At 65.5% G+C, this 26,192-nt stretch carries 37 protein-coding genes; 1 reads left to right on the top strand and 36 read right to left on the bottom strand.

Going from position 1 to position 26,192, the window contains the following annotated elements; all coding sequences use genetic code 11:
- Window position 1 precedes the first annotated feature (1 nt).
- The 3 genes from WCE37_RS14440 to WCE37_RS14430 form a co-directional block, all read right to left on the bottom strand.
- A complete protein-coding gene (locus tag WCE37_RS14440; protein ID WP_343279948.1) occupies window positions 2-988 on the bottom strand; it encodes a malate dehydrogenase in 987 nt (328 codons plus the stop codon).
- Window positions 989-1,087: 99 nt separating this feature from the next.
- Window positions 1,088-2,287, bottom strand: coding sequence for an aminotransferase class I/II-fold pyridoxal phosphate-dependent enzyme (locus WCE37_RS14435; RefSeq protein ID WP_343279947.1), 1,200 nt, complete (start codon window positions 2,285-2,287; stop codon window positions 1,088-1,090).
- Window positions 2,288-2,417: 130 nt separating this feature from the next.
- Window positions 2,418-2,912, bottom strand: coding sequence for a peptidylprolyl isomerase (locus WCE37_RS14430; RefSeq protein WP_343279946.1), 495 nt, complete (start codon window positions 2,910-2,912; stop codon window positions 2,418-2,420).
- Window positions 2,913-3,101: 189 nt separating this feature from the next.
- Between WCE37_RS14430 and typA the strand changes: the two genes are divergently transcribed.
- Window positions 3,102-4,931: a translational GTPase TypA gene (gene typA, locus WCE37_RS14425; protein WP_343255857.1), complete on the top strand. Its 1,830-nt coding sequence runs from the start codon at window positions 3,102-3,104 to the stop codon at window positions 4,929-4,931.
- 207 nt (window positions 4,932-5,138) lie between these two features.
- Here typA and WCE37_RS14420 read toward each other — a convergent pair whose 3' ends face one another.
- From WCE37_RS14420 to rpsL, 33 genes are all read right to left on the bottom strand, one after another.
- The gene (locus WCE37_RS14420; RefSeq protein WP_343279945.1) at window positions 5,139-6,533 is read right to left on the bottom strand and encodes a 3-deoxy-7-phosphoheptulonate synthase class II; all 1,395 of its coding nucleotides are present in this window, start codon (window positions 6,531-6,533) and stop codon (window positions 5,139-5,141) included.
- A gap of 69 nt (window positions 6,534-6,602) precedes the next feature.
- On the bottom strand, window positions 6,603-7,109 hold the full coding sequence (locus tag WCE37_RS14415) for a disulfide bond formation protein B (RefSeq protein ID WP_343279954.1): 507 nt from the start codon (window positions 7,107-7,109) through the stop codon (window positions 6,603-6,605).
- A 91-nt stretch (window positions 7,110-7,200) separates the two neighbouring features.
- A complete protein-coding gene (rplQ, locus tag WCE37_RS14410; RefSeq protein WP_343255859.1) occupies window positions 7,201-7,575 on the bottom strand; it encodes a 50S ribosomal protein L17 in 375 nt (124 codons plus the stop codon).
- Between the two features lie 25 nt (window positions 7,576-7,600).
- Window positions 7,601-8,599, bottom strand: a complete 999-nt coding sequence (rpoA, locus tag WCE37_RS14405; RefSeq protein WP_343255860.1) for a DNA-directed RNA polymerase subunit alpha — start codon at window positions 8,597-8,599, stop codon at window positions 7,601-7,603.
- A 49-nt stretch (window positions 8,600-8,648) separates the two neighbouring features.
- Complete coding sequence (rpsD, locus tag WCE37_RS14400) at window positions 8,649-9,284, bottom strand: 30S ribosomal protein S4 (protein WP_343255861.1); 636 nt, start codon at window positions 9,282-9,284, stop codon at window positions 8,649-8,651.
- A 14-nt stretch (window positions 9,285-9,298) separates the two neighbouring features.
- A complete protein-coding gene (rpsK, locus tag WCE37_RS14395) occupies window positions 9,299-9,688 on the bottom strand; it encodes a 30S ribosomal protein S11 (protein WP_343255862.1) in 390 nt (129 codons plus the stop codon).
- 12 nt (window positions 9,689-9,700) lie between these two features.
- Window positions 9,701-10,057, bottom strand: coding sequence for a 30S ribosomal protein S13 (rpsM, locus tag WCE37_RS14390; protein ID WP_343255863.1), 357 nt, complete (start codon window positions 10,055-10,057; stop codon window positions 9,701-9,703).
- 345 nt (window positions 10,058-10,402) lie between these two features.
- Window positions 10,403-11,758 carry a preprotein translocase subunit SecY gene (secY, locus tag WCE37_RS14385; RefSeq protein ID WP_343255864.1) on the bottom strand — a complete coding sequence of 452 codons (1,356 nt, stop codon included), beginning with the start codon at window positions 11,756-11,758 and terminating at the stop codon, window positions 10,403-10,405.
- Between the two features lie 7 nt (window positions 11,759-11,765).
- The gene (rplO, locus tag WCE37_RS14380) at window positions 11,766-12,200 is read right to left on the bottom strand and encodes a 50S ribosomal protein L15 (protein ID WP_343279944.1); all 435 of its coding nucleotides are present in this window, start codon (window positions 12,198-12,200) and stop codon (window positions 11,766-11,768) included.
- A 4-nt stretch (window positions 12,201-12,204) separates the two neighbouring features.
- Entirely contained in the window at window positions 12,205-12,402 is a 198-nt protein-coding gene (gene rpmD, locus WCE37_RS14375) for a 50S ribosomal protein L30 (RefSeq protein WP_144892887.1), read from the bottom strand.
- A complete protein-coding gene (gene rpsE, locus WCE37_RS14370) occupies window positions 12,395-12,928 on the bottom strand; it encodes a 30S ribosomal protein S5 (protein ID WP_343255866.1) in 534 nt (177 codons plus the stop codon). The genes rpmD and rpsE overlap by 8 nt, the downstream gene beginning before the upstream one ends.
- A gap of 172 nt (window positions 12,929-13,100) precedes the next feature.
- Window positions 13,101-13,454 (bottom strand): 50S ribosomal protein L18, encoded by a 354-nt coding sequence (gene rplR / locus WCE37_RS14365; RefSeq protein WP_343255867.1) that lies wholly within the window; start codon window positions 13,452-13,454, stop codon window positions 13,101-13,103.
- Between the two features lie 30 nt (window positions 13,455-13,484).
- On the bottom strand, window positions 13,485-14,012 hold the full coding sequence (gene rplF / locus WCE37_RS14360; protein WP_343279943.1) for a 50S ribosomal protein L6: 528 nt from the start codon (window positions 14,010-14,012) through the stop codon (window positions 13,485-13,487).
- Window positions 14,013-14,025: 13 nt separating this feature from the next.
- On the bottom strand, window positions 14,026-14,421 hold the full coding sequence (rpsH, locus tag WCE37_RS14355) for a 30S ribosomal protein S8 (protein WP_343255869.1): 396 nt from the start codon (window positions 14,419-14,421) through the stop codon (window positions 14,026-14,028).
- Between the two features lie 81 nt (window positions 14,422-14,502).
- On the bottom strand, window positions 14,503-14,808 hold the full coding sequence (rpsN, locus tag WCE37_RS14350) for a 30S ribosomal protein S14 (RefSeq protein WP_343255870.1): 306 nt from the start codon (window positions 14,806-14,808) through the stop codon (window positions 14,503-14,505).
- 15 nt (window positions 14,809-14,823) lie between these two features.
- Complete coding sequence (rplE, locus tag WCE37_RS14345; RefSeq protein ID WP_343255871.1) at window positions 14,824-15,366, bottom strand: 50S ribosomal protein L5; 543 nt, start codon at window positions 15,364-15,366, stop codon at window positions 14,824-14,826.
- A gap of 11 nt (window positions 15,367-15,377) precedes the next feature.
- Window positions 15,378-15,692, bottom strand: coding sequence for a 50S ribosomal protein L24 (gene rplX / locus WCE37_RS14340; RefSeq protein WP_343255872.1), 315 nt, complete (start codon window positions 15,690-15,692; stop codon window positions 15,378-15,380).
- Window positions 15,693-15,714: 22 nt separating this feature from the next.
- The gene (rplN, locus tag WCE37_RS14335; RefSeq protein WP_343255873.1) at window positions 15,715-16,083 is read right to left on the bottom strand and encodes a 50S ribosomal protein L14; all 369 of its coding nucleotides are present in this window, start codon (window positions 16,081-16,083) and stop codon (window positions 15,715-15,717) included.
- A 12-nt stretch (window positions 16,084-16,095) separates the two neighbouring features.
- Entirely contained in the window at window positions 16,096-16,362 is a 267-nt protein-coding gene (gene rpsQ, locus WCE37_RS14330; RefSeq protein ID WP_343255874.1) for a 30S ribosomal protein S17, read from the bottom strand.
- A gap of 13 nt (window positions 16,363-16,375) precedes the next feature.
- Entirely contained in the window at window positions 16,376-16,561 is a 186-nt protein-coding gene (rpmC, locus tag WCE37_RS14325; RefSeq protein WP_343255875.1) for a 50S ribosomal protein L29, read from the bottom strand.
- Entirely contained in the window at window positions 16,561-16,974 is a 414-nt protein-coding gene (gene rplP / locus WCE37_RS14320; protein ID WP_343255876.1) for a 50S ribosomal protein L16, read from the bottom strand. The genes rpmC and rplP overlap by 1 nt, the downstream gene beginning before the upstream one ends.
- Before the next feature lie 3 nt (window positions 16,975-16,977).
- The gene (rpsC, locus tag WCE37_RS14315) at window positions 16,978-17,718 is read right to left on the bottom strand and encodes a 30S ribosomal protein S3 (protein WP_343255877.1); all 741 of its coding nucleotides are present in this window, start codon (window positions 17,716-17,718) and stop codon (window positions 16,978-16,980) included.
- A 4-nt stretch (window positions 17,719-17,722) separates the two neighbouring features.
- On the bottom strand, window positions 17,723-18,058 hold the full coding sequence (gene rplV, locus WCE37_RS14310) for a 50S ribosomal protein L22 (protein ID WP_343255878.1): 336 nt from the start codon (window positions 18,056-18,058) through the stop codon (window positions 17,723-17,725).
- Window positions 18,059-18,068: 10 nt separating this feature from the next.
- Complete coding sequence (gene rpsS / locus WCE37_RS14305) at window positions 18,069-18,335, bottom strand: 30S ribosomal protein S19 (protein ID WP_343255879.1); 267 nt, start codon at window positions 18,333-18,335, stop codon at window positions 18,069-18,071.
- Between the two features lie 6 nt (window positions 18,336-18,341).
- Window positions 18,342-19,169 (bottom strand): 50S ribosomal protein L2, encoded by an 828-nt coding sequence (gene rplB, locus WCE37_RS14300; RefSeq protein ID WP_343255880.1) that lies wholly within the window; start codon window positions 19,167-19,169, stop codon window positions 18,342-18,344.
- 10 nt (window positions 19,170-19,179) lie between these two features.
- Entirely contained in the window at window positions 19,180-19,479 is a 300-nt protein-coding gene (gene rplW, locus WCE37_RS14295) for a 50S ribosomal protein L23 (protein ID WP_343255881.1), read from the bottom strand.
- Window positions 19,476-20,081 (bottom strand): 50S ribosomal protein L4, encoded by a 606-nt coding sequence (rplD, locus tag WCE37_RS14290; protein ID WP_343255882.1) that lies wholly within the window; start codon window positions 20,079-20,081, stop codon window positions 19,476-19,478. Before rplD ends, rplW begins: the two co-directional genes overlap by 4 nt.
- A gap of 12 nt (window positions 20,082-20,093) precedes the next feature.
- Window positions 20,094-20,747 (bottom strand): 50S ribosomal protein L3, encoded by a 654-nt coding sequence (rplC, locus tag WCE37_RS14285; protein ID WP_343279942.1) that lies wholly within the window; start codon window positions 20,745-20,747, stop codon window positions 20,094-20,096.
- A 10-nt stretch (window positions 20,748-20,757) separates the two neighbouring features.
- A complete protein-coding gene (gene rpsJ, locus WCE37_RS14280) occupies window positions 20,758-21,069 on the bottom strand; it encodes a 30S ribosomal protein S10 (protein WP_024891232.1) in 312 nt (103 codons plus the stop codon).
- A gap of 473 nt (window positions 21,070-21,542) precedes the next feature.
- A complete protein-coding gene (tuf, locus tag WCE37_RS14275; RefSeq protein ID WP_343255884.1) occupies window positions 21,543-22,733 on the bottom strand; it encodes an elongation factor Tu in 1,191 nt (396 codons plus the stop codon).
- Window positions 22,734-22,785: 52 nt separating this feature from the next.
- Window positions 22,786-24,876 (bottom strand): elongation factor G, encoded by a 2,091-nt coding sequence (fusA, locus tag WCE37_RS14270; protein WP_343279941.1) that lies wholly within the window; start codon window positions 24,874-24,876, stop codon window positions 22,786-22,788.
- 132 nt (window positions 24,877-25,008) lie between these two features.
- A complete protein-coding gene (rpsG, locus tag WCE37_RS14265) occupies window positions 25,009-25,476 on the bottom strand; it encodes a 30S ribosomal protein S7 (RefSeq protein WP_343279940.1) in 468 nt (155 codons plus the stop codon).
- Between the two features lie 102 nt (window positions 25,477-25,578).
- A complete protein-coding gene (rpsL, locus tag WCE37_RS14260; RefSeq protein ID WP_343255887.1) occupies window positions 25,579-25,953 on the bottom strand; it encodes a 30S ribosomal protein S12 in 375 nt (124 codons plus the stop codon).
- Between the last annotated feature and the right edge of the window lie 239 nt (window positions 25,954-26,192).

Here is a 26,192-nt window from a genome sequence, read left to right as displayed (position 1 = left end):
GTCAGCCCAGGAGGTGGGCGACGCCGGCGCGCTCTTCCTCGAGCTCGGCCAGGGTCTTGTCCATGGCGGCACGGCTGAAGTCATCGACCTCCAGGCCTTCGACGCGGGTGTATTCGCCGTTTTCGGTGATCACCGGGACGCCGTAGATCACGCCCTCGGGAATGCCGTAGCTGCCGTCGGACGGCACGCCCATGGTCACCCACTTGCCGTTCGAACCCAGCACCCAGTCGCGGATGTGGTCGATGGCGGCGTTGGCGGCCGAGGCGGCCGACGACAGGCCGCGGGCCTCGATGATCGCCGCGCCGCGCTTGCCGACCTGCGGGATGAACGCATTCGCGTTCCAGTCGGCGTCCTTGATCCGGTCCTTCAACGACTCGCCCTTGACGGTGGCGAAGCGGTAGTCGGGATACATGGTCGGGCTGTGGTTGCCCCAGACCACCAGCTTTTCGATATCGCCCACGGCGACGCCGGCCTTGTTGGCCAGCTGGCTCAGCGCGCGGTTGTGGTCCAGGCGCAGCATGGCGGTGAAGTTGCCGGCCTTCAGGTCCGGCGCCGACTTCATCGCGATGTAGGCATTGGTGTTGGCCGGGTTGCCGACCACCAGCACCTTGACGTCGCGCGACGCGACCTTGTTCAGGGCCGCGCCCTGGGCGGTGAAGATCTTGGCGTTCTCGAGCAGCAGGTCCTTGCGCTCCATGCCCGGGCCACGCGGGCGGGCACCGACCAGCATCGCGATGTCGGCGTCCTTGAACGCGACTTCCGGATCATCGGTGCCGACCATGCCGGCCAGCAGCGGGAAGGCGCAGTCCTCGAGCTCCATCATCACGCCCTTGAGCGCGGCCTGGGCCTTCTCCATCGGCAGTTCGAGCATCTGCAGGATGACGGGCTGGTCGCGGCCCAGCATCTCGCCGGAAGCGATGCGGAACAGGAGGGCGTAGCCGATCTGGCCGGCGGCGCCGGTGACGGCAACTCGGACGGGGGTCTTCATGTGGGTGGCTCCGGATACGTGGGACGGGAGGGAACGGTACGCGCGAGACCTGACGGTTGGCGGCCGGGACCGTGACGGCCCCGGCCACTGTCGGCCGGCTCAGGACAGTTCGGCGAAGAATTCCTGGATGCGCGCGAGGCCAGGCGCCAGCTGCGGCGTCGGGCAGGTGTAGCTGATGCGCAGGCCGCGCGGCTCGCCGAAAGCCGACCCCGGCACGCAGGCCACGCCCTTGGCTTCGAGCAGCGCGTTGCAGAGGTCGACGTCGTTGGCGATGACCTTGCCGTCGTGCGACTTGCCGAAGGCGCAGCTGATGTCGGGGAAGGCGTAGAACGCGCCCTGCGGCACCGGGCAGACCACGCCGGGAATGGCATTGAGCGCGGCCACGACCTGGTCACGCTTGGCCTGGAACTCGGCGCAGCGCTCGGTCGGCACGTCCTGGGGGCCGGACAGCGCAGCCGTGGCGGCGGCGGCCACGACTTCGGGCAGGCTGGTGATGTGGTTCGAGTTCATCACCGTCACCGCCTGCGCCACGACCTCGGGGCCGGCCATCAGGCCGACGCGCCAGCCCGGCATGCCATAGGTCTTGGACAGCGAATCGACGAAGATCACGCGGTCGCGCAGCTCGGGGCGCGCCTGCACGAAGTTGTGGTAGCCGAGATCGTCGAACACCATCTTGTTGTAGATGTCGTCGGTGATGATCCACGTATCGGGGTGGCGCACGATGACGTCGGCCAGCGCGGCGATCTCGTCCTTCGTGTAGACCATGCCCGTCGGGTTGGACGGGTTGTTGAACAGGAACACCCTGGGCTTTTTCGCCAGCGCGGCGTCGAGCTGGGCCGGCGTGAGCTTGTAGTCCTGCTCGGGCGGGCACGGCAGCAGCTGGATGTCGGCGCCGACGATCTCGGCGATGTCCATGTAGCTGGTCCAGTACGGCGTGGCGAAGGCCAAGCCGTCGCCCTCGTCCAGCAGCGCTTCGGCCAGGTTGTACAGGATGTGCTTGGCGCCGACGCCGGTCGCGCAGTTGGCGCGCGTGTAACCGCTGAGTCCAAGGCCATCCATGTGCGCGATGAACGCGTCAAGCAGGGCGTTGGCGCCGCGATTGTTGCCGTACTGGCCGGAATCGGACTCCAGCGACCTGCGTGCGGCGTCGTAGACGTGCTCGCCGGGCAGGAAGTTGGGGACGCCGATCGAGAAGCTGATGATGTCGCGGCCTTCGGCCTTCAGGCGCTGGGCCGTCTCGGCCACGACCATGATCGCGCTGGGCTTGGCGCGACCCATGCGCTTTGCAAGCTTGGGCATTGCGGGAACCTCGGGATTCTGGGAGGGATTCTGGGGAGTCCGGGACGCGATGCGCGGCTGTCCGCTGCACGCGCGGCAGCCGCCCATTCTAGCATCGCGCCCTGCCCGGCCCGGCTCGGGCCGGCGTCGCTCAGGCCGACATCACCTTGTTCCACTCGGCCACGCGGTCGGCCTTCGCGGCCAGGACCGCGTCGGCATCGCCCTCGATCTTCACCGACTTGATGGCATCGCCCTGCTTGACGGCATCGACCACGTCCAGCCCCTCGGTGACCTTGCCGAACACGGTGTGCTTGCCGTCCAGCCAGTCGGTCTTGATATGGGTGATGAAGAACTGGCTGCCGTTGGTACCCGGGCCGGCATTGGCCATCGAGAGCACGCCGCGGTCATGCTTCACGCCATTGTTGGTCTCGTCCTCGAACTTGTAGCCGGGACCGCCGGTGCCGGTGCCCTTGGGGCAGCCGCCCTGGATCATGAAATCCGGGATCACCCGGTGGAAGCCCAGGCCGTCGTAGAAGCCGCGCTTGGCGAGATTGACGAAGCTGGCGACGGTCAGCGGGGCCTTGTCGGCGTAGAGCTCGACCTTGATCTGGCCACGGTCGGTGTCGAAAACGGCGTTCAGGGACATGTTGGAACTCCTGCAGTGGGGTTGAAAAGCTGGCCGAAGGCGTCGCCGCCGGCCTCCGGGCTGAGATGGAGCCGCCAGGGCGGTTTGGCAATACTTTTGCGCCAGCCTTGAACGCAGTATAATGATCGGCTCACCCGAACCAGGTCCCGCGCGCCCTGCCCCAAGAAGGCACGAGGTGCGGTTTTCCCGATGTCCATTGAACGCCTCCGCAACATCGCCATCGTCGCCCACGTCGACCACGGCAAGACCACCCTCGTAGATTGCCTGCTCAAGCAGTCGGGCACGTTCAATGAACGCACGGTCATGACCGAGCGCGTGATGGACAGCAACGACCAGGAAAAGGAACGTGGCATCACGATCCTGTCCAAGAACACCGCCATCAACTGGAATGGCAACCGGATCAACATCGTCGATACCCCTGGACACGCCGACTTCGGTGGCGAGGTCGAGCGCGTGCTGTCGATGGTCGACTCGGTGCTGATCCTGGTCGATGCGATGGACGGGCCGATGCCGCAGACGCGCTTCGTGACCCAGAAGGCGTTCGCGATGGGCTTCAACCCGATCGTGGTGGTCAACAAGATCGACCGCCCCGGCGCGCGCCCGGACTGGGTGATCGACCAGGTGTTCGACCTGTTCGACAAGCTCGGCGCCACCAACGAGCAGCTCGATTTCCCGATCGTCTACGCCTCGGCGCTGCACGGCTACGCCAGCCTCGACGACAGCGTCCGCGATGGCGACATGACTCCGCTGTACGAAGCGATCATGAAGCACGTCCCGGCGCCGACGGTGGACCCCGATGGCCCGTTCCAGATGCGCATCAGCCAGCTGGACTACAACAACTTCGTCGGCCTGATCGGCATCGGTCGCATCCAGCGCGGCACGGTGCGGACCAACATGCAGGTGAGCGTGGTCGACCGCCACGGCAAGAAGCGCCAGGCCAAGGTGCTTCAGGTGCTGGGCTTCCTGGGCCTGGAGCGCGTCGAGGTCGAGAGCGGCAAGGCGGGCGACATCCTCGCCCTGTCCGGCATCGCGGACCTGTCGATCTCCGACACCATCTGCGCGCTCGACACCCCCGAGGCGCTGCCCGCGCTGACCGTCGACGAGCCGACCATCAGCATGACGTTCCAGGTCAACAACTCGCCGTTCGCCGGCAACAAGGACCGCAGCGGCGGCAAGTTCATCACCAGCCGCCAGATCCGCGAGCGCCTGGAGCGCGAGACGCTGCACAACGTCGCGCTGAAGGTCGAGGAAGGTTCGGATCCGGACAAGTTCCTGGTCTCCGGCCGCGGCGAGCTGCATCTGTCGGTGCTGATCGAAACCATGCGCCGCGAGGGCTTCGAGCTCGCCGTGTCGCGTCCGGAAGTCATCATCAAGACCATCGACGGCCAGCAGATGGAGCCGGTCGAGCAGCTGGTGATCGACATCGAGGAAATCCACCAGGGCGGCGTGATGGAGAAGCTCGGCATCCGCAAGGGCCAGCTGAAGAACATGGAGTCCGACGGCAAGGGACGCGTGCGGCTGGACTACATGATCCCGGCGCGCGGCCTGATCGGCTTCCAGAACGAGTTCAAGACCCTGACCCAGGGCACCGGGCTTCTGTTCCACGTGTTCGACCATTACGGCCCGAAGGAACAGGGCGCGATCGCCAAGCGCAGCAACGGCGTGATGATCGCCAACGCGCCGGGCGCGACCCCCGCGTACTCGCTTGGACCGCTCGAAGAGCGCGGCAAGCTGTTCGCGGCCGAGGGCGACAACGTCTACGAGGGCCAGCTGATCGGCATCCACTCGAAGGACAACGATCTCACCGTCAATGCCATCAAGACCAAGCCGCTGACCAACATGCGCGCCTCCGGCAAGGACGACGCCATCAAGCTGACGCCGGCGATCAAGTACACGCTGGAGCAGGCCCTGGACTTCATCGAGGACGACGAGCTGGTCGAGGTCACCCCGAAGGAAATCCGCCTGCGCAAGAAGCACCTCAGCGAAACCGACCGCAAGCGGGCCAGCCGTTCGGCGTGAGCGGGGCGCTGTTCCCGGGGTGGCGGACCTGGCGCCGCCGCCCCGACCCTCGTTGGCACGCGACCCTGTGCTCCATCGGCTACGACGCGAGGCCCTGGGCGAGTGACCACTGACCGCCGTCGCGCTACGCAAGCGCCCCTGCAGGCCGGACTTTCCCGGCCCTCCAGCGGCGGCAACGATCGTTGATCCGGCGAACGTCCCCGTCGCTCAGGCCCTGGCGGGGACCTTCAGCTGTTCGTGCTTGCGCACGATCAGCATCGCGATCTCGAGCGACTGCTCGTAGTTGAGGCGCGGATCCACCATCGTGCGGTATGCGCGCTCGAGGTCGCCCTCGGCGAGGTCGCGCGCGCCTCCGGTACATTCGGTCACGTCTTCGCCGGTGAGCTCGAGGTGCACGCCACCCAGCCTGGTCCCCGCGGCCGCGTGCAGGTCGAAGCTCTGCTCGATCTCGCTGCGGATGTTGTCGAAGCGCCGCGTCTTGTAGCCGTTGCTGGTCGACTCGGTGTTGCCGTGCATCGGGTCGCAGATCCACAGTACGCGACGCCCCTCCCGCTTGACGGCCTCAAGCAGCGGCGGAAGCCGCTCCGCGACCTTGGCTGCGCCCATGCGACAGATCAGGCCAAGCCGCCCCGGCTCGTCCGCTGGATTGAGCAGATCGACCAGGCGAAGGAGTTCATCCGGCGCCGTCGACGGGCCGATCTTCACCGCCACCGGATTGCGGATGCCGCGGAAATACTCGGCGTGGGCACCGCCGGCGGCCGCGGTGCGCATGCCGATCCACGGAAAATGGGTGCTGAGGTTGAACCAGCCCCACTGCCGCGGCACCTCGCGCGTCAGCGCTTCCTCGTAGGGCAGCAGCAGTGCTTCGTGCGACGTGAAGAAATCGACCCGGTTGAGGTTGTGGACCTCGGTGCCGGACAGGGTCTCCATGAAGCGCACGGCTTCGCCGATGTTGGCCACCATGCGCTGGTAGTCCTCGGCCATTGGCGACTGCGTCACCCAGCCCAGGTCCCAGTACTCGGGGTGGTGGAGGTCGGCAAAGCCGCCATCGATCAGCGCGCGCACGAAGTTCATGGTCATCGCCGAGCGCGCATGCGCCTTGACCATGCGCCGGGGGTCGGGAATGCGGGAAGCGGGCGTGAACTCGGGGCCATTGACCATGTCGCCGCGATAGCTCGGAAGGGTGACATCGCCGCGGGTTTCGGTATCGGCCGAGCGCGGCTTGGCGTACTGGCCGGCGAAGCGTCCCACCCGCACCACCGGCAGGCGCAGGCCGTGCACGAGCACCAGGCTCATCTGCAACAGGACCTTCAACCGGTTGGAGATCACTTCGGCGCTGCAATCGCTGAAATTCTCGGCGCAGTCCCCACCCTGCAGCAGGAACCGTCGACCCTCCTGGGCCTCCGCCAGCTGCTGCTTGAGCGCCATGATTTCCCATGAGGTCACCAGCGGCGGAAGCGCCCGGACCTCGTCCTGGACGCGCGCCAGCTCGCCGGCGTCCGGGTAGGTGGGCAGCTGCAACGCGGCGCAGCCGCGCCAGCTTCCTGGCGCCCAGGCTTCGGGGATGTTCACGGCTTGGAGGTTTCGTTCTTTTGCGGGCATCGGAGTTCGCGGTTGTTGCACTGCAGCGACAGCCATCATCCGCCGCCGCGCCGCGTATCGCAATGGTCCTCAGCGACGGCTTCGCGTACGGAAGGCCGCGACCACGAACAGCGCCGCCAGCAGCACGAACCACACCAGACTCCACGCCGGCATCGACAGACCGAGGAACGTCCAGTCGACGTTGCCGCAGTCGCCGCTGCCCGTCAGCACTTTGCGGATCACGTTGCCGGTCGACATGGTCTCGCGCATGAACGACAGCGGTGGGCCGCAACCGGGGATCTCCGGTGGGTTGTACTGCATCCAGACATGACGCCCGGCAATCGCCATGCCGACGGCGGCAGCGAGAAAGCCGAGGACTCCGTAGAACGCCCTGGCCCCTGCCCCGCGCGGCGCGTGCAGGGCCGCAAGCAGGAAGACCAGGCCCAGCGCGGCAAACGCGATGCGCTGGAAAATGCACAGCGGGCACGGCTCGAGGCCCCAGGCGAACTGGGAGTAAATAGCAAAGCCGATCAGCGCGACACAGATCGCAAAACCGGCGAAGCCTTGCTGGCGGAATGACCAGCGCAACGGATTCAGGGTCATAAACAGGCTCGCGCGAAACGGACGCCAAGATAACAAAAACCCCGGCGAGTGGCCGGGGTTCCTGCAAAGCGGACGGCTGCGGCAGTTACTCCGCCGCGACTTCCGGCCGGTCGACGAGCTCGACATAGGCCATCGGTGCATTGTCGCCATCGCGGAAGCCGCACTTGATGATGCGCAGGTAGCCGCCCGGACGTTCGCGGTAACGCGGGCCCAGGTCGACGAACAGCTTGCCCACGGCTTCCTTGTCGCGCAGGCGCGAGAAGGCCAGGCGGCGGTTTGCAACGCCGTCGGTCTTGCCCATGGTGATCAGCGGCTCGGCGACGCGGCGGAGCTCCTTGGCCTTCGGGAGCGTGGTCTTGATCAGCTCATGCTTGAGCAGCGACGCCGCCATGTTGGTGAACATGGCATCGCGGTGTGCGCTGGTGCGGCTGAACTTGCGGCCGGATTTCTGGTGGCGCATGGTCTTGGTTCCTGTCTGTCTGGTCTTAGCCGAGCATGCCGTGCGCCGAGACGCCGGCCGGCGGCCAGTTCTCGAGCTTCATGCCGAGCGAGAGGCCACGCTGGGCCAGCACTTCCTTGATCTCGGTGAGCGACTTCTTGCCGAGGTTGGGGGTCTTGAGCAGCTCGACTTCCGTCTTCTGGATCAGGTCGCCGATGTAGTAGATGCTCTCTGCCTTGAGGCAGTTGGCCGAACGCACCGTCAGCTCCAGGTCGTCGATCGGGCGCAGCAGCACCGGATCCACGCCCGGGGTCTGCACCTTCTGGTCGTTGCCCTCGCGGCGGGTGAAATCACCGAAGACGCTGAGCTGGTCGGTGAGGATGTCGGCGGCGGTGCGCACGGCTTCCTCGGCGTCGATCGTGCCGTTGGTCTCGATGTCGAGCACCAGCTTGTCGAGGTCGGTGCGCTGTTCGACGCGTGCCGCTTCGACCTCATAGGCGACGCGGCGGACCGGCGAGAATGACGCGTCCAGCATCAGCCGACCGATGGAACGGGTCTCTTCGTCCGGGCGGCGGCGGGCGGAAGCCGGCTGGTAGCCGAAGCCGCGCTCGATCTTCAGGCGCATGTTGATCGACGCATCCTTGGTCAGATGGCAGATCACGTGCTCGCCGTTGAGCACCTCGACGTTGTGGTCGGTCTTGATGTCGGCGGCGGTCACGACACCCGGGCCGGACTTGGCCAGGGTGAGCGTGGAGCTGTCGCCGGTGCCCATGCGGATGGCGACATCCTTGAGGTTCAACAGCACCTCGAGCACGTCTTCCTGCAGGCCTTCGATGGTGCTGTACTCGTGCAGCACGCCGTCGATCTCGACCTCGGTAATGGCGAAACCGGGGATCGACGACAGCAGCACGCGGCGCAGGGCGTTGCCGAGCGTATGGCCATAGCCGCGCTCGAGCGGCTCGATCACGACCTTCGCGCGATTTCCGGCGAGTCGTTCGATCTGGGGGCCACGCGGGCGCAGGACCTGGTTGGCGGTAACCGTCATGTTTGGTGTCTCCTGTGGCCTGCCGGGATGAGCCGGCGGGCCGGGTGAATTACTTCGAGTACAGCTCGACGATCAGCGCTTCGTTGATGTCCGCAGGCAGGTCGCCGCGGTCCGGGACCGCCTTGAACACGCCGCTGAACTTCTTCGAGTCGACCTCGACCCAGGACGGCGAAAGGTCCATGGTCGCAAACACCGTCAATGCTTCCTGGACGCGCATCTGCTTCTGGGCCTTCTCGGCCAGCGCGATCGCGTCGCCCGCCTTGACCTGGTAGGACGGCAGGTTCACGGACTTGCCGTTGACCGTGACGCCACGATGCGAGACCAGCTGGCGCGCGGCCGGGCGGGTGATCGCGAAGCCCATGCGATAGACGACGTTGTCCAGGCGGGTTTCGAGCAGCTGCAGGAGGTTCTCGCCGGTGTTGCCCTTCGTGGTCGAGGCCTTCTTGTAGTAGTTGCGGAACTGGCGCTCCAGCAGGCCGTAGATGCGCTTGACCTTCTGCTTCTCGCGAAGCTGCAGGGCATAGTCGGAGAGCTTGCTGCGACGTGCGCCGGTACCGGCGCCGTGCTGGCCGGGCTTCTGCTCCAGCTTGCACTTGGAATCCAGCGCGCGGGCGGGCGACTTCAGCGAGAGGTCGGCGCCTTCGCGGCGGGCGAGCTTACAGGTGGGTCCGATATAACGAGCCATTTCTTATCGCCCCCTTAGACGCGACGCTTCTTCGGCGGACGGCACCCGTTGTGCGGGATTGGCGTCACGTCGATGATGTTGGTGATCTTGTAGCCCACGTTGTTCAGCGAGCGGACGGCGGACTCACGGCCCGGGCCCGGTCCCTTGATGCGGACTTCAAGCGACTTCACACCGTAATCGAGCGCAACCTTGCCGGCCTTTTCGGCGGCGACCTGGGCTGCGAACGGGGTGGACTTGCGCGAGCCGCGGAAACCCGCGCCGCCCGAAGTCGCCCACGACAGGGCGTTGCCCTGGCGGTCGGTGATCGTGATGATGGTGTTGTTGAACGAAGCGTGGACATGGGCGATGCCGTCGGTGACGACGCGCTTGATCTTCTTCTTCGGTTTGGCTGCCGGCTTGGCCATGGTGGTGGTTCCTTATTTCCTGATGGCCCTGCGCGGACCCTTGCGGGTGCGGGCATTGGTCCGGGTGCGCTGGCCGCGAAGCGGAAGGCCGCGACGGTGACGAAGGCCGCGGTAGCAGGCCAGGTCCATCAGACGCTTGATGGCCATGCCGATTTCACGGCGGAGGTCGCCCTCTACCGCGAACTTGCCGATTTCGGCGCGCAAGCGCTCGACGTCCGGCTCCGAAAGGTCGCGGATCTTCGTGGACGAATCCACGCCTGCGGCATCGCAGACCTGCTTCGAACGGGTACGGCCAATGCCGTAGATGCTTTGCAGCCCAACCCAGACGTGTTTCTGGGCAGGCAGGTTGACACCTGCAATACGCGCCATGCGCGGATCTCCAACTGTTTGGGGCGGCCGAATGGGTATCCGGCGCAGTGAACAAGAAATTGTATCAGAATCCCGACGGTCAATAAAGCCCGCGGCCGCCAAAAAAGCGTCCGACCGGCCCGGCATGGGGAGTGTGCCCATGCTCCGGCGACGGTTCCCTGGTTGGACGGGTCCTTTGGGGGACCTGCCCGCCCGGCGCTACTCTGGCGCCGGGACGGCCCGGGAACCACCTGCGCGCGGGATCGCCACGCAGGTCGCCCATCAAGGTCCGACCGTGAAACGGCCGGACCTGGATCCTTCGGCGCTGCCGGCGATGCCGGCTGCCCTCTGGATCCGTTCGAATCTTCAGCCGCGCGGCAAGCTGCGCGCGCCACCCTTGAGGTTGGACTTCTTCAGCAGGCTCTCGTACTGGTGCGACATCAGGTGCGCCTGGATCTGGGAGATGAAATCCATCACCACCACGACCACGATCAGCAGCGACGTCCCGCCGAAATAGAAGGACGCATTGAGCTCGGTACGCATGAATTCCGGAAGCAGGCAGACCAGCACCAGGTAGGTGGCGCCGGCGGCCGTCAGCCGGGTCAGCACCCCGTCGATGTAATCGGCCGTGGCCTTGCCCGGCCGGATGCCCGGGATCAGCGCGCCCGACTTCTTCAGGTTGTCCGCGGTTTCCTGGGAGTTGAAGACCAGCGCGGTATAGAAGAACGTGAAGCCCGCGATCAGGCCTGCGTAAAGCAGAATGTACAGGGGCTCGCCGGGCGAAAGTGCCTGGCTTACCCGCTGCAGCCACGTGGCCGAGCCGGCCTGGCTGAACCAGGTCGAGGCCGTGGCCGGGAACATGATGATCGACGACGCGAAGATCGCCGGGATCACGCCCGCCATGTTGAGCTTGAGCGGCAGGAACGAGCTCTGGTTCATGTACGCGTTGCGACCGCCCTGGCGGCGCGCGTAGTTGACCGTGATCCGGCGCTGGCCGCGCTCGACGAACACCACGAAGTAGGTGAATGCGACCACGATCAGCGCGATCATGATCACCGCGATCGGGCTCATGTCGCCGTTGCGGGCGGCCTCGAACGTGGTGATGACCGCGCTCGGAAGCCCGGCCACGATACCGGCGAAGATGATCAGCGACACGCCGTTGCCGATGCCGCGCTCGGTCACCTGCTCACCCAGCCACACCAGGAACATGGTGCCTGCCGTGAGCGCGATGATCGCGGTCAGCACGAAGCCGATGCCCGGCGCGTAGACCACGGGGATGCCGTTGCTGGCGCCCGAGCTCTGCAGGGCGACGGCGATGCCGGCCGACTGGAACACCGCCAGCGGGATCGAGCCGATGCGCGACCACTGGGTGATCCGGCGGCGACCCGACTCGCCTTCCTTCTGGATCGCCTTCAGGCTCGGCACGATCTGCACCAGCATCTGGATGATGATGGATGCCGAGATGTAGGGGATCACGTTCAGCGCAAACAGGCTGAAGCGCGAAAGCGCACCACCGGAGAACATGTTGAACATGTCCACGATGGTGCCTTCCTGCTGCTCCATCAGGCGCAGCATGGCATCGGGGTTCACGCCGGGCACCGGGATGTAGCAGCCGATGCGATAGACGATCAGCGCCCCGACGACGAACAGCAGGCGCTGGCGCAGCTCGGTGAATTTGCCGAGCCCGCCCATGCCACCCATTGCGCTGCCGCTGCGTGCCATGCGTCGCTTACTCCTCGACCTTGCCGCCGGCGGCTTCGATCGCTGCGCGGGCACCGGCCGTGGCCAGCACGCCCTTCAGCATCAATGCCTTGGAGACCTCACCCTTCAGCACGATCTTGGCGCGCTTGGCCGTGGCCGGCACCAGCTTCGCGGCGCGCAGCGCCTTGAAGTCGATGTCGCCCTCGAGGCGGTCGAGGTGGTACAGCATGACTTCGGCGGTATCGCCGGCGATGCGCGAACGGAAGCCGACCTTGGGCAGGCGCTTGCGAAGCGGCATCTGGCCGCCTTCGAAGCCGGCCTTGATCTTGCCCTTGCCCGAGCGGGCGAAGGAGCCCTTGTGGCCACGGCCGGCGGTCTTGCCGAGGCCGGAGCCGATGCCGCGGCCGACGCGCTTGCGATCGGTGCGGGCGCCCTCTGCGGGCTGCATGGTGTTGAGCTTCATGTGCTTATTCCTCGACCCGGACCAGATAGTGGACCTTGTTGATAAGGCCACGGACCTGCGGGCTGTCCTTCAGTTCGCGGACGGAGTTGAGCTTGCCCAGGCCCAGGGCCTTGACGGACAGGCGGTGCTTGGCCTGCGAGCCGCGCAGGCCCTTGACCAGGCGCACCTTGACGGTGCCGGTACCGGCTTCGTTCTTAGCCATTGAGGATGTCCTCCACCTTCTTGCCGCGCTTGGCCGCGATGGCGCCAGGCGAATGCATGCCGGCCAGGCCCTTGACCGTGGCGCGGACGAGGTTGATCGGATTGCGCGAGCCAACGGCCTTGGCCAGCACGTCCTTCACGCCCACCGCCTCGAGCACGGCGCGCATGGCGCCACCGGCGATCACGCCGGTACCTTCGGACGCGGGCATCATGAACACGCGGGCGGCGCCATGGCCGGCCTTGACCGTGTGGAACAGCGTGCCGCCGTTGAGCTCGACGCTGGCCATGTTGCGGCGCGCCTGCTCCATCGACTTCTGGATGGCCATGGGGACCTCGCGGGCCTTGCCGTAGCCGAAACCGACCTTGCCGGCGCCGTCACCGACCACGGTCAGCGCGGTGAAGGTGAACTGGCGACCACCCTTGACGGTCTTGCTGACGCGGTTGACGGTGATCAGCTTCTCGATCATGCCGTCGTCGATTTCCTCGCGGTTGCGGTCGCGACCGCGCGGGGAGCGTTCTTCTGCCATTTTGATATTGCCTGTGTTGTTGAAGGATGTACGGCTTTCAGCCGCTTATGGTTGTGATATGGATCGGTGTACCGCGTTCCCGGACAGAAGCCGGGAGGCGTCCGATGCAGCCCGCATCGGCAGGTAGGCTGGGGTGGGGACGGTGCCCCACCCTTTCAACACGCCGGGACGCCTAGAACTGCAGGCCACCTTCGCGCGCGGCGTCGGCCAGGGCCTTGATCCGCCCATGATACCTGTAACCGGAGCGGTCGAAGGCAACCGAATCGATCCCGGCGGCCTTGGCCTTCTCGGCGATCGCGCGGCCGACCTTGGCGGCGGCCTCGGTGTTGCGACCGTTCTTCAGGCCGTCGCGGACGTCGGCCTGGGTGGTGCTGGCCGCAGCCAGGACCTTGGAGCCGTCGGCGGTGAACAGCTGGGCGTAGAGGTGCTGGCCGGTGCGCAGCACCGACAGGCGCGGCACGCCAAGGTTGCGGATATGCGCGCGCGTGGACTTGGCGCGGCGCAGGCGGGCAATTTTCTTCTGCATGGTCTCGTTCTCCGAAAGCTGAAGGCCGGCTTAGGCCTTCTTGGCTTCCTTGCGGATGATGTTCTCGCCGGCGTACTTGACGCCCTTGCCCTTGTACGGCTCCGGCGGGCGGTAGCCGCGGATCTTTGCCGCGACTTCGCCAACCTGCTGCTTGTCGGCGCCGTTGACCACGATTTCGGTCTGCGTCGGCGTGCTGATGGTGATCCCCGCCGGCGGCTTGAACAGCACCGGATGGGAAAAGCCCAGCGACAGGTTCAGGTCCTGGCCCTGCATCGCGGCACGGTAGCCGACGCCGACCAGCTCGAGCTTGCGCTCGAAGCCCTCGGACACGCCCTGCACCATGTTGGCGATGACCGAACGCATGGTGCCGGTGATGGCCATATGCTCCGGCGTTGTCGGCGAAAGCACGGCCTGGCCGTCTTCCATCTTGAGTTCGACGCCGAGCGGCATCGCCATCGACAGGGCGCCCTTGGGGCCCTTGGTGGCGACGGTGCCGTCCTGGATCTTCAGCTCGACGCCCTTCGGAAGGGCAATCGGCTTCTTGGCAATTCGGGACATTGCGGTTACTCCCTTAGGCCACGAAGCACAGAACCTCACCGCCGACGCCCTGTTGGCGCGCCTGCGCATCGGTCATGATGCCCTTCGAGGTGGAGATGATTGCGATGCCGAGGCCATTGAGGACCTTCGGCAGATCGGCCTTGCCACGATACTGGCGCAGGCCGGAGCGGGAAAAGCGCTGCATGCGCTCGATGACCGGACGGCCCTCGTAATACTTGAGTTCGATCTCGAGTTCGGCCTTGGCGCCATTCTCGATCACGCGCGCCTCGGCGATGTAGCCCTCGTCCTGCAGCACCTTGGCGATGGCCACCTTGGTCTTGGAGGACGGCATCTTCACCGTCGGCTTGCCGACAGCCGCCGCATTGCGCATGCGGGTCAGCATATCGGCGATGGGATCAGTCATGCTCATTGAAAATCACCTTATGAGTGCACCGATATCCGCAGGATTGCGAATTCGTTTTGACCGGCCTTGCGGCCGGCCTGGAACCTGTTACCAGCTGGCCTTGCGCAGGCCGGGGACGTCGCCGTTCATCGTCGCCTTGCGCAGCATGTTGCGGCCGAGGCCGAACTTCTTGTACACGGCGCGCGGGCGGCCGGTCAGGGCGCAGCGGGTGGTCTGGCGCGAAGGCGAGGAGTCGCGGGGCAGCTTCTGCAGCTTGACTGCGGCATCCATCCTCTCTTCGTAGCTCGCGGACTCGCTGCTGACGATTTTCTTGAGCTCGTCGCGCTTGGCGGCGAACTTCTTCGCCAGCTTCGCACGCTTCACTTCGCGATTGATCATTGAAGTCTTGGCCATTGTCTCTCTGTCCGGTCAGTTGCGGAACGGGAAGCGGAACGCTTCAAGCAGGGCGCGGGCTTCCTCGTTGGTCTTGGCAGTCGTGGTGATGGCGATATCCATGCCACGCAGCGCGTCAACCTGGTCGAAGTCGACCTCCGGGAAGATGATCTGCTCTTTCACGCCCATGTTGTAGTTGCCACGGCCGTCGAACGAACGGCCCGACACGCCGCGGAAGTCGCGGACGCGCGGCAGGGCAACGTTCACCAGGCGATCGAAGAACTCGTACATCTTCGCGCGGCGCAGCGTGACCTTGCAGCCGATCGGCCAGCCGTCGCGGATCTTGAACGAAGCCACCGAAACGCGCGACTTGGTGACAAGCGCCTTCTGGCCGGTAATCTTGGCCATGTCGGCGGTTGCGTGCTCAAGCACCTTCTTGTTGGCCGCGGCCTCGCCCACGCCCATGTTGAGCGTGATCTTGGACAGGCGCGGGACCTGCATCGGATTGGTGTAGCCGAACTGCTCGGTGAGCTTCGGCACCACTTCTTCCTTGTAGAACTTTTCCAGACGGGTGGTCATTTCAGCATTCCTCAGGCGTCAATCGCCTCACCACTCGAGCGGAACACGCGGACGCGGCGTCCATCCTCGAGGATTTTGGTACCAATGCGCTCGCCCTTGCCGGAGGCAGGGTTGAAGTGCATCACGTTCGAAGCGTCGATCGGAGCTTCACGCTCGATCACGCCGCCCGGCTGGTTGGCCTGGGGATTCGGTTTGGTGTGGCGCTTGATCATGTTGACGTTGGCGACAACGACCTTCTCGCCGAGCACGCGGACGACTTCGCCCTGCTTGCCCTTGTCCTTGCCGGCGGTGACGACTACGCGGTCACCCTTCTTGATGCGGTTCATGTCGGTTTCCTCTTCGTCCGGCTCAGAGCACTTCGGGTGCGAGCGAGACGATCTTCATGAACTTCTCGGAGCGCAGCTCGCGGGTAACGGGCCCGAAGATGCGGGTGCCGATCGGCTCCTGCTTGTTGTTGAGCAGCACGGCGGCGTTGCCGTCGAAGCGGATCAGCGAACCGTCGGGGCGACGAACGCCCTTGCGGGTGCGCACCACGACCGCGTCGTAGACCTCGCCCTTCTTGACCTTGCCGCGGGGGATGGCGGTCTTGACCGACACCTTGATGATGTCGCCGATGCCGGCGTAGCGGCGCTTCGAGCCGCCCAGCACCTTGATGCACATCACTTCCTTGGCACCGGAGTTGTCGGCCACGGCCAGGTGGCTCTGCATCTGGATCATTTCGGAGCCTCCTTATTCAGCCGAGCGCGCGACGATCTCGACGACGCGCCAGTTCTTGGTCTTGGACATCGGCGCGATTTCCACCACGCGGACGGTATCGCCCTCGTTGCAGGAGTTCTCGGCGTCGTGGGCGTGCAGCTTGGTCGAGCGACGGATGTACTTGCCGTACAGCGCGTGCTTGACCTGGCGCTCGATGAGCACCGTCACGGTCTTGTCCATCTTGTTGCTGACAACGCGGCCTTCGACCGTGCGCAGCTTCTTTTCGGTATTTTCGGTCATGTCTGCCCGGTCCTTACTGCTTGGCGCCAAGGAGGGTGTTGACGCGAGCAATCTCGCGGCGCACCCGACGGGCGTCGTGGGTCTTGGAAAGCTGGCCGGTTGCCTTCTGCATGCGGAGCGAGAACGACTCCTTCTGCAGCTCGAGCAGATGGGCCTTCAGCTCATCCGTCGACTTTTGGCGGAGTTCCTTGATTTCCATCAGCGCACCGTCCGGGTCACGAAAGTAGTGGTGACCGAGAGCTTGGCGGCCGCCAGGCGGAATGCCTCGCGTGCGGTCGCCTCGTCAACGCCCTCGATCTCATAGATCATGCGGCCGGGCTGGATCTGGGCAACCCAGAACTCCACGCTGCCCTTGCCCGAGCCCATGCGCACTTCGATCGGCTTCTTGGAGATCGGCTTGTCCGGGAACACGCGGATCCACATCTTGCCGCCGCGCTTCACGTGGCGACTGATGGCGCGACGCGCCGACTCGATCTGGCGTGCGGTCAGCTGGCCGGTCTGAGTGGCCTTCAGGCCGAACTCGCCGAAGCTGACGGCATTGCCGCTCCAGGCCAGGCCGTCGTTGCGGCCCTTGTGCATCTTGCGGTATTTGGTTCGCTTGGGTTGCAGCATGACTTAGTCCCTCGCCTCGCGATCACGGCGCGGGCCACGCGGACGATCGCGGTCACCGCGGTCGCCACGCTCGCCACGCGGCGAATCGTCCTGCTTTTCCTGGCCGACCTGGGCGAAGTCGAAGATCTCGCCCTTGTAGATCCAGGTCTTGATTCCAATGATGCCGTAGGTGGTCTTCGCCTCGGCAAAGCCGTAGTCGACGTCGGCGCGCAGCGTGTGCAGCGGCACGCGACCTTCGCGGTACCACTCCGAACGCGCGATCTCGGCGCCGTTCAGGCGGCCACCGACGTTGACCTTGATCCCCAGGGCGCCCAGGCGCATCGCGTTGCCGACGGCGCGCTTCATCGCGCGGCGGAACATGATGCGGCGCTCCAGCTGCTGCGCGATCGACTCGGCGACCAGCTGCGCGTCCAGCTCCGGCTTGCGGACCTCGGTGACGTTGATGTGCGCCGGGACGCCCATCATCGCGCTGACTTCCTTGCGCAGCTTCTCGATGTCTTCGCCGCGCTTGCCGATCACCACGCCCGGACGGGCGGTGTGGATCGTGACGCGGGCCGACTTCGAGGGCCTTTCGATCAGGATGCGGCTGATACCGGCGGCCGCCAGCTTCTTGCGAAGCATCTCGCGGACCTTCAGGTCCGAGATCAGGTACTCGGCGTAATCCTTCTTGCCGGCATACCACTTGGAGTTCCAGTCCTTGGCGATGCCAAGGCGGAAGCCGGTCGGATGAACTTTGTGACCCATATGCTTACTTCCCCTCGCCGACAACGACGGTGATGTGGCTGGTGCGCTTGAGGATGCGCGTGCCGCGCCCCTTGGCGCGCGCCATGAAGCGCTTCAACGTCGGGCCTTCGTCGACCATGATCGTCTTGACCCTGAGCTCGTCGACGTCGGCACCGAGATTGTTCTCGGCGTTCGACGTGGCCGAGTACACGACCTTGTAGATCAGGTGCGCGGCCTTCTTGTCGCTGAACTTCAGCAGGTCGAGGGCACGCGAGGCCGAGAGGCCGCGGACCTGGTCTGCGACCAGGCGTGCCTTCTGCGGGGAGATGCGCACGGTGCGCAGGATTGCCTTCGCTTCCATTGTCATCTCCTTAACGCGACTTCTTGTCGCCGCCATGACCCTTGAAGGTCCTGGTCAGGGCGAACTCGCCAAGCTTGTGGCCGACCATGTTCTCGTTGACGAGCACCGGGACGTGGTTGCGGCCGTTGTGCACGGCGATGGTGTAACCGACCATCTCCGGCAGCACCATCGACCGGCGCGACCAGGTCTTGATCGGACGCTTGGTGTTACCCGCGGCTTCCACCTTCTTGACGAGGTGGTGGTCGACGAACGGGCCCTTCTTGAGTGAACGTGCCATGGTCTATCAGCTCCTGCGGTCGCGCACGATGAACTGCTGCGTCCGCTTGTTATGGCGGGTCTTGTAGCCCTTCGTCGGGACGCCCCACGGGGTGACCGGATGCGGGTTGCCCTGGCCGGCCTTGGCCTCGCCACCGCCGTGCGGATGGTCGACCGGGTTCATGGCCGCGCCGCGGACGGTCGGCTTGATGCCGAGCCAGCGCTTCGCACCGGCCTTGCCCAGCTTCTGCAGGTTGTGCTCGACGTTGCCGACTTCACCGATGGTGGCGCGGCACTCGGACGGCACGCGACGCATCTCGCCCGAACGCAGGCGGAGCGTGGCGTACACGCCTTCGCGCGCGACCAGCTGCACGCCGGCGCCGGCGGCACGGGCGATCTGCGCACCCTTGCCCGGCTTCATCTCGATGCAATGCACCGTGGAACCGACCGGAATGTTGCGCAGCGGCAGGGTGTTGCCGGCGCGGATCGGGGCGTCGTTGCCCGCGATCACCTGGTCGCCGGCCTTCAGGCCCTTGGGAGCGATGATGTAGCGGCGCTCGCCGTCGACGTAGCACAGCAGCGCGATGTGCGCGGTGCGATTCGGGTCGTACTCGATCCGCTCGACGCGCGCCGGAATACCTTCCTTGTCGCGCTTGAAGTCGATGATGCGGTAGTGCTGCTTGTGGCCACCACCGATGTGGCGCGTGGTGATGCGCCCATGGTGGTTGCGGCCACCCGAGCGGCTCTGCTTCTCGAGCAGCGGCGCATAGGGCTCACCCTTGTGCAGCTCGGGGGCGACCACGCGGACCGCCGAACGGCGACCGGCGGAAGTTGGCTTGAATTTCATCAATGGCATGGGGGCTTCCTCAGGCCTTGGCGTTCATGACGTCGATCGACTGGCCGTCGGCGAGCTTCACGTACGCCTTGCGCCAGTCGGCGCGACGGCCGTTGCGATTGCGGAAGGCTTTCTGCTTGCCTTTCACGTTCAGCACGTTGACCGATTCGACCTTGACGTCGAACAGCTTCTCGACCGCGATCTTGATGTCGGCCTTGGTGGCATCGACGGCGACTTCGAACGCGTACTGGTTGGACGCTTCCTGCAGGCGCGCGGTCTTCTCGGACACGCGCGGCGCACGGATCAGCGCATAGAGCTTGGCGTCGTTCATGCCAGCCACTCCTCGATCTTCTTGATGGCGTCCGCGGTCACCAGCACGCTGTCGGCGCCGACCAGCGAAACCGGATCCAGGCCCTGGACGTCGCGGATCTGCACGTACGGCAGGTTGCGCGCCGACAGGTACAGGCTGTCCGAGGCCTCCTCGGTGACGATCAGCGGGCGCTTTCCGAGGTCGAAGCCCTTCAGCTTCTCGGCGAACGCGCTGGTCTTGGTCTCGGTGACGTCGAAGGACTCGACGACGTGCAGGCGACCCTGGCGGTTGAGCTCGGACAGAATGGCCGACATCGCCGCGCGGTACATCTTGCGGTTGACCTTCTGCTCGAAGCTGCGCGGCTTGGCCGCGAAGGTGACGCCACCGCCGACGAAGATCGGAGCCGTCAGTGCGCCATGACGCGCGCCGCCGCCCTTCTGCTTCTTCGACTTCTTGGTGGTGCCGCTCACTTCCGAGCGCGTCTTCTGCGCCTTGGTACCGGCACGACCGGCATTGCGGTACGCGACCACGACCTGGTGAACCAGATCACGGTTGAATTCGCGACCGAACACCACGTCGGATACCGACACCTTGCTGCTGCTATCCCTGATAGAGAGTTCCATCGTCATCTCTCCTTAACCCTTGCTCGCGGGACGCACGATCACGTCTCCGCCCGGTGCGCCGGGAACCGCGCCCTTCACGGCGATCAGGCCGCGCTCGGCGTCGACCCGGACCACTTCGAGGTTCTGCGTGCTCTGCTGCACCGCACCCATGTGGCCGGACATCTTCTTGCCCGGGAACACGCGGCCGGGCGTCTGGCGCTGACCGATCGAGCCCGGTGAACGGTGCGACAGCGAGTTGCCGTGCGTCGCGTCGCCCATGGCGAAGTTCCAGCGCTTGATCGTGCCCTGGAAGCCCTTGCCCTTGGTCACGCCCTGGACGTCGACCATCTGACCGACTTCGAAGATGTCGGCCTTCACTTCGCCGCCAACCTCGAAGCCACCGACCTGGTCGTCGGCAACGCGGAATTCCCAGAGGCCACGACCCGCTTCCACCTTGGCCTTGGCCAGGTGCCCGGTCTCGGGCTTGTTAACCAGCACGGCGCGCTTGCTGCCGACCGCGACCTGCACGGCGCTGTAGCCGTCGGTTGCGCTGGTCTTCACCTGCGTGATGCGGTTGGGAGTGGCTTCGATCAGGGTCACCGGAACGGACTGGCCGCCTTCGGTGAACACCCTGCTCATGCCGGCCTTGCGACCGACGATACCCAGCGAATATTTCTTCGCAGTCATGTCAGTGGCCTCAGGTCAGCTTGATCTGGACGTCGACGCCAGCCGCGAGCTCGAGCTTCATCAGCGCGTCCACGGTCTTGTCGTTGGGGTCGACGATGTCAAGCACGCGCTTGTGCGTGCGGGTTTCGTACTGGTCACGCGCATCCTTGTCGACGTGCGGCGACGTCAGGATGGTGTAACGCTCGATCTTGGTCGGCAACGGGATCGGGCCGCGCACCTGGGCGCCGGTCCGCTTGGCCGTTTCGACGATCTCGCTGGCCGAACGGTCGATCAGTCGATGATCGAACGCCTTCAGCCGGATCCGGATCTTTTGGTCCGCCATGACGGAATTCCTTCGTTAAAAGAGCGACGGGCCCGCGGCTGGGTGCGCGGAACCCCAATGGATTCATTGATAACCAGGGCTGACGACCCGCGCCCCGGCAATCTTCCCTGCAAAAAACGAGGCAGGCCGGTTACCCGGCCCGCCCAGACGGAGAAGCGAACGTGACAATTCCCCTGGTCCGCTATGTCCCGAAGAACTTCGGGAGGGACCGGGGTACTGCCGCGCGACGTGTTCCCTGTCTGGCGAAAACGAGGTGCGTCCTGCGCCTCATTTCGCGGTTCCGGCGAATCCCCGAGGGGTTCCACCGAAGTAGTCAGCAAGTATAGCCGGCTCCAGCGGCTCAGCGCAACACCCTGGAGCCAAAAAAAGCCATTGGCGTGAGCCGATGGTCGCTGGCGCTATCCGGGCCGCTCGCGGTCCGGATCAACGCCGGCACATATCGCGACGGCCAACGGCCGCCGCGATATGAGTACTTACTTGATGATCTTGGCGACCACGCCCGCGCCGACCGTACGGCCACCCTCGCGGATCGCGAAGCGCAGGCCCTCGTCCATCGCGATCGGGTTGATCAGCGACACCACCATCTTCACGTTGTCGCCCGGCATCACCATCTCGACGCCCTCCGGCAGCTCGCAGGCGCCGGTGATGTCGGTGGTGCGGAAGTAGAACTGCGGACGGTAGCCCTTGAAGAACGGCGTGTGGCGGCCGCCCTCGTCCTTCGACAGCACGTACACCTCGGCCTCGAAGTCCGTGTGCGGCTTGATCGAACCCGGCTTGCACAGCACCTGGCCGCGCTCGACGTCGTCACGCTTGGTGCCGCGCAGCAGCAGGCCCGCGTTGTCGCCCGCCTGGCCCTGGTCCAGCAGCTTGCGGAACATCTCGACGCCGGTGACGGTCGTCTTGACCGTCGGGCGGATGCCCACGATCTCGATTTCCTCGCCCACCTTCACGATGCCGCGCTCGATGCGACCGGTCACCACCGTGCCGCGACCCGAGATCGAGAACACGTCCTCGACCGGCATCAGGAACGTCTTGTCGATGTCACGCTCCGGCTCCGGAATCCAGGTGTCCAGCGCCTCGACCAGCTTGATGATCGCCGGCACGCCGATGTCCGACTGGTCGCCTTCCAGCGCCTTCAGCGCCGAACCGTGGATGATCGGGGTGTCGTCGCCCGGGAAGTCGTACTTCGACAGCAGCTCGCGCACTTCCATCTCGACCAGCTCAAGCAGCTCGGCGTCGTCGACCATGTCGGCCTTGTTCAGGAACACCACGATGTACGGCACGCCCACCTGGCGCGCCAGCAGGATGTGCTCGCGCGTCTGCGGCATCGGGCCGTCCGCGGCCGAGCACACCAGGATCGCGCCGTCCATCTGCGCCGCACCGGTGATCATGTTCTTCACATAGTCCGCGTGGCCCGGGCAGTCGACGTGCGCGTAGTGGCGGGTCGGGCTCTCGTACTCGACGTGCGAGGTCGAGATCGTGATGCCGCGCGCCTTCTCTTCCGGCGCCTTGTCGATCGCGTCATAGGCATGGAACTCGCCGCCGAAACGTTCCGCGCCGATCTTCGTCAGCGCCGCCGTCAGCGTCGTCTTGCCGTGGTCCACGTGACCGATCGTGCCCACGTTCACGTGGGGCTTGGTGCGCTCGAACTTACCCTTGGCCATGATTGCAGTCTCTTCGAAAGTTGGTTGACTTGGTTGCCGTTTCCGGCGCCGCTTACTTCTTCTTCACCACTTCGTCGGCGATGTTCGCCGGCGCGTCCGCGTAATGGTCGAACTCCATGGTGAAGGTCGCGCGGCCCTGCGACATCGAACGCAGGGTGGTGGCATAGCCGAACATTTCGCCCAGCGGGATCATCGCGTTGATGATCTTGCCCGACGGGCTGTCGTCCTGGCCCTGGAGGATGCCGCGACGACGACTGACGTCGCCCATCACGTCACCCAGGTAGTCCTCGGGGCTGACGATCTCGACCTTCATGATCGGCTCGAGCAGGACCGGCGAGGCGCGATTGAAGCCTTCCTTGAAGCCCATGGACCCGGCGATCTTGAACGCCATTTCCGAGGAGTCGACCTCGTGGTAGGAGCCGTCGTACAGCTTCACCTTGATGTCGACGATCGGATAGCCGGCGAGGATGCCGTTGGCCATCGCTTCCTGGATGCCCTTGTCGACGGCCGGGATGTAGTCCTTCGGCACCACGCCGCCGACGATCGCGTTGTCGAATTCATAGCCCGCGCCCGGCTCCTGCGGCGAGATCTCCAGCCACACGTGGCCGAACTGGCCCTTGCCGCCGGACTGGCGCACGAACTTGCCTTCCGACTTGACCGTCTTGCGGATGGTCTCGCGGTAGGCGACCTGCGGCTTGCCGACGTTGGCTTCGACGTTGAATTCGCGCTTCATGCGGTCGACCAGGATGTCCAGGTGCAGCTCGCCCATGCCGGCGATGATGGTCTGGCCGGACTCCTCGTCGGTGCGCACGCGGAAGGAAGGATCTTCCTGCGCGAGGCGACCGAGCGCGATGCCCATCTTCTCCTGGTCGGACTTGGTCTTGGGCTCCACCGCCATCGAGATCACCGGCTCCGGGAACACCATGCGCTCCAGGGTGATGATCGCGTCCTGCGCGCAAAGGGTGTCACCGGTCGCGACGTCCTTCATGCCCACGGCCGCGGCGATGTCACCGGCACGGACTTCCTTGATTTCGGCGCGATCGTTCGAATGCATCTGCAGCAGCCGGCCGATGCGCTCCTTGCGCGACTTGATCGGGTTGTAGACCTGGTCGCCGGCGTTGAGCACGCCCGAGTACACGCGGAAGAAGGTGAGCGAGCCGACGAACGGATCGGTGATGATCTTGAACGCCAGCGCCGAGAAGGGGGCCTTGTCGTCGGCGGCGCGGGTCTCGATCTCTTCACTCTCGTTCAGGCCCTGCACCGGCGGACGGTCGACCGGCGACGGCAGCAGCTGGATCACGCCGTCGAGCATCGCCTGGACGCCCTTGTTCTTGAACGCGGTACCGCAGTACACCGGCACGATCTCGACCTTGATGACGCGCTCGCGCAGGCCGGCCACGATCTCTTCGATGGAGAGCTCGCCGCCCTCCAGGTACTTGTCCATCAGCTCTTCATTGGCCTCGGCCGCGGACTCGACCATGAAGGCGCGCGCCTCGGCGGCCTTGTCGGCCAGCTCGGCGGGGATGTCGCTGACTTCGAACACCATGCCCTGCGAGGCGGTATCCCAGCGGATCGCCTTCATCTTCAGCAGGTCGATCACGCCCTCGAAGCCGTCCTCGGCGCCGATCGGCACCTGCATCGGCACCGCGCTCGCGCCCAGGCGCGACTTCAGCTGGCCGACGACCTTGTCGAAGTTGGCACCGGTGCGGTCCATCTTGTTGACGAAGGCCATCCGCGGCACCTGGTACTTGTTCGCCTGGCGCCACACGGTTTCCGACTGCGGCTGCACGCCGCCGACCGCGCACAGGACGAACACGGCGCCGTCGAGCACGCGCAGGCTGCGCTCGACTTCGATCGTGAAGTCGACGTGCCCGGGGGTATCGATGATGTTGAAGCGGTGCTGCGGCAGGGACTTGTCCATGCCCGACCAGAACGCGGTGGTGGCCGCCGACTGGATCGTGATGCCGCGCTCCTGCTCCTGCTCCATCCAGTCCATGGTGGCGGCACCGTCATGCACTTCACCCAGCTTGTGGCTGACGCCGGTGTAGAACAGGATGCGCTCGGACGTGGTGGTCTTGCCGGCATCGATGTGGGCCATGATGCCGAAGTTGCGATAGCGGTCGATGGGAGTGGTGCGGGCCACGGCGATCTCTCTGTATTTGGTCCACAAGATTGCGGACGTGCGAATTGGTTTGAAAGGCCGAATGCCGCCCTGCGGCGGCACCCGTTTACGCGATCACTTGGCCGGCACGCGAAGCGTTCCGGCCGCGCGCCATTACCAGCGGTAGTGCGCGAATGCCTTGTTGGCTTCGGCCATGCGATGGGTTTCTTCGCGCTTCTTGACCGCGCCGCCGCGGCTCTCGGAGGCGTCGATCAGCTCGGCGGCCAGCTTGCGCGGCATGCTGTTCTCGCCGCGCTTGCGGGCGGAGTCGATCAGCCAGCGCATCGCCAACGCCATGCGACGCGATGCGCGCACCTCGACCGGCACCTGGTAGGTGGCACCACCGACGCGACGCGACTTCACTTCGACCGTCGGCGAAATGTTGCCGAGCGCCTTCTCGACGACCTCGAGCGGGTTGGGATTCTTCTCGCCGATCACGTCCATGGCGCCGTACACGATCTTCTCGGCAACCGACTTCTTGCCGCTGTACATCACCATGTTGATGAAGCGGGCGATGGTCTCGCTACCGTGCTTCGGATCGGGCAGCACCGAGCGCTGCGGGGTATTTCCTTTACGCGACATTGTTCGATTCTCTGTAGGGCAGGCATTGGCCCGCCGTTTGTTCCGGATGGCGGGACATTACCCGCCTCGCGAAAACCCACCCGGGCGGATCGCCCGGGACACTCAAGCCTTCGGACGCTTGGCGCCGTACTTGGAACGGGCCTGCCTGCGCTTCGCAACGCCGGCGGCGTCCAGCGAGCCGCGGACGGTGTGGTAGCGCACGCCGGGCAGGTCCTTGACGCGACCGCCGCGGATCAGCACCACTGAGTGCTCCTGCAGGTTGTGGCCTTCGCCACCGATGTAGGAGATGACCTCGTAGCCATTGGTCAGGCGCACCTTGGCGACCTTGCGCAGGGCCGAGTTCGGCTTCTTCGGGGTGGTCGTGTACACGCGCGTGCACACGCCGCGACGCTGCGGGCAGTTCTGCAGCGCAGGCGAGTTGCTCTGGTAGGTTTCCGGGCTGCGCGGCTTGCGCACAAGCTGGTTGATCGTTGCCATCAGTGTCGGGTCTTCTGCTCCGGGCACGCGGCCCGCGGTGGTGTGTGGCGGGCCTGGGCCCGGCTCTGGTAGCGCTCCCCGAAGGGATCCGCCGGCCGCACGGCCCAGGTTCCGTACGCGAAAAACGAAGGCAGGCGGACTCAACCCGACCTGCCGAGACGGAAAAGTATAGCGTGCGCCGACGACCAGCGTCAACGCATGCAGGGACGCGGCAGGCGGCACCCCGTCAACCGGGGCAC

It is taken from the genome of Luteimonas sp. MJ250 (genome assembly GCF_039548455.1).
GTDB lineage: Bacteria > Pseudomonadota > Gammaproteobacteria > Xanthomonadales > Xanthomonadaceae > Luteimonas.
Note: the sequence above shows the minus strand (reverse complement) of the source record. Positions and strands in the feature narration are given on the sequence as shown.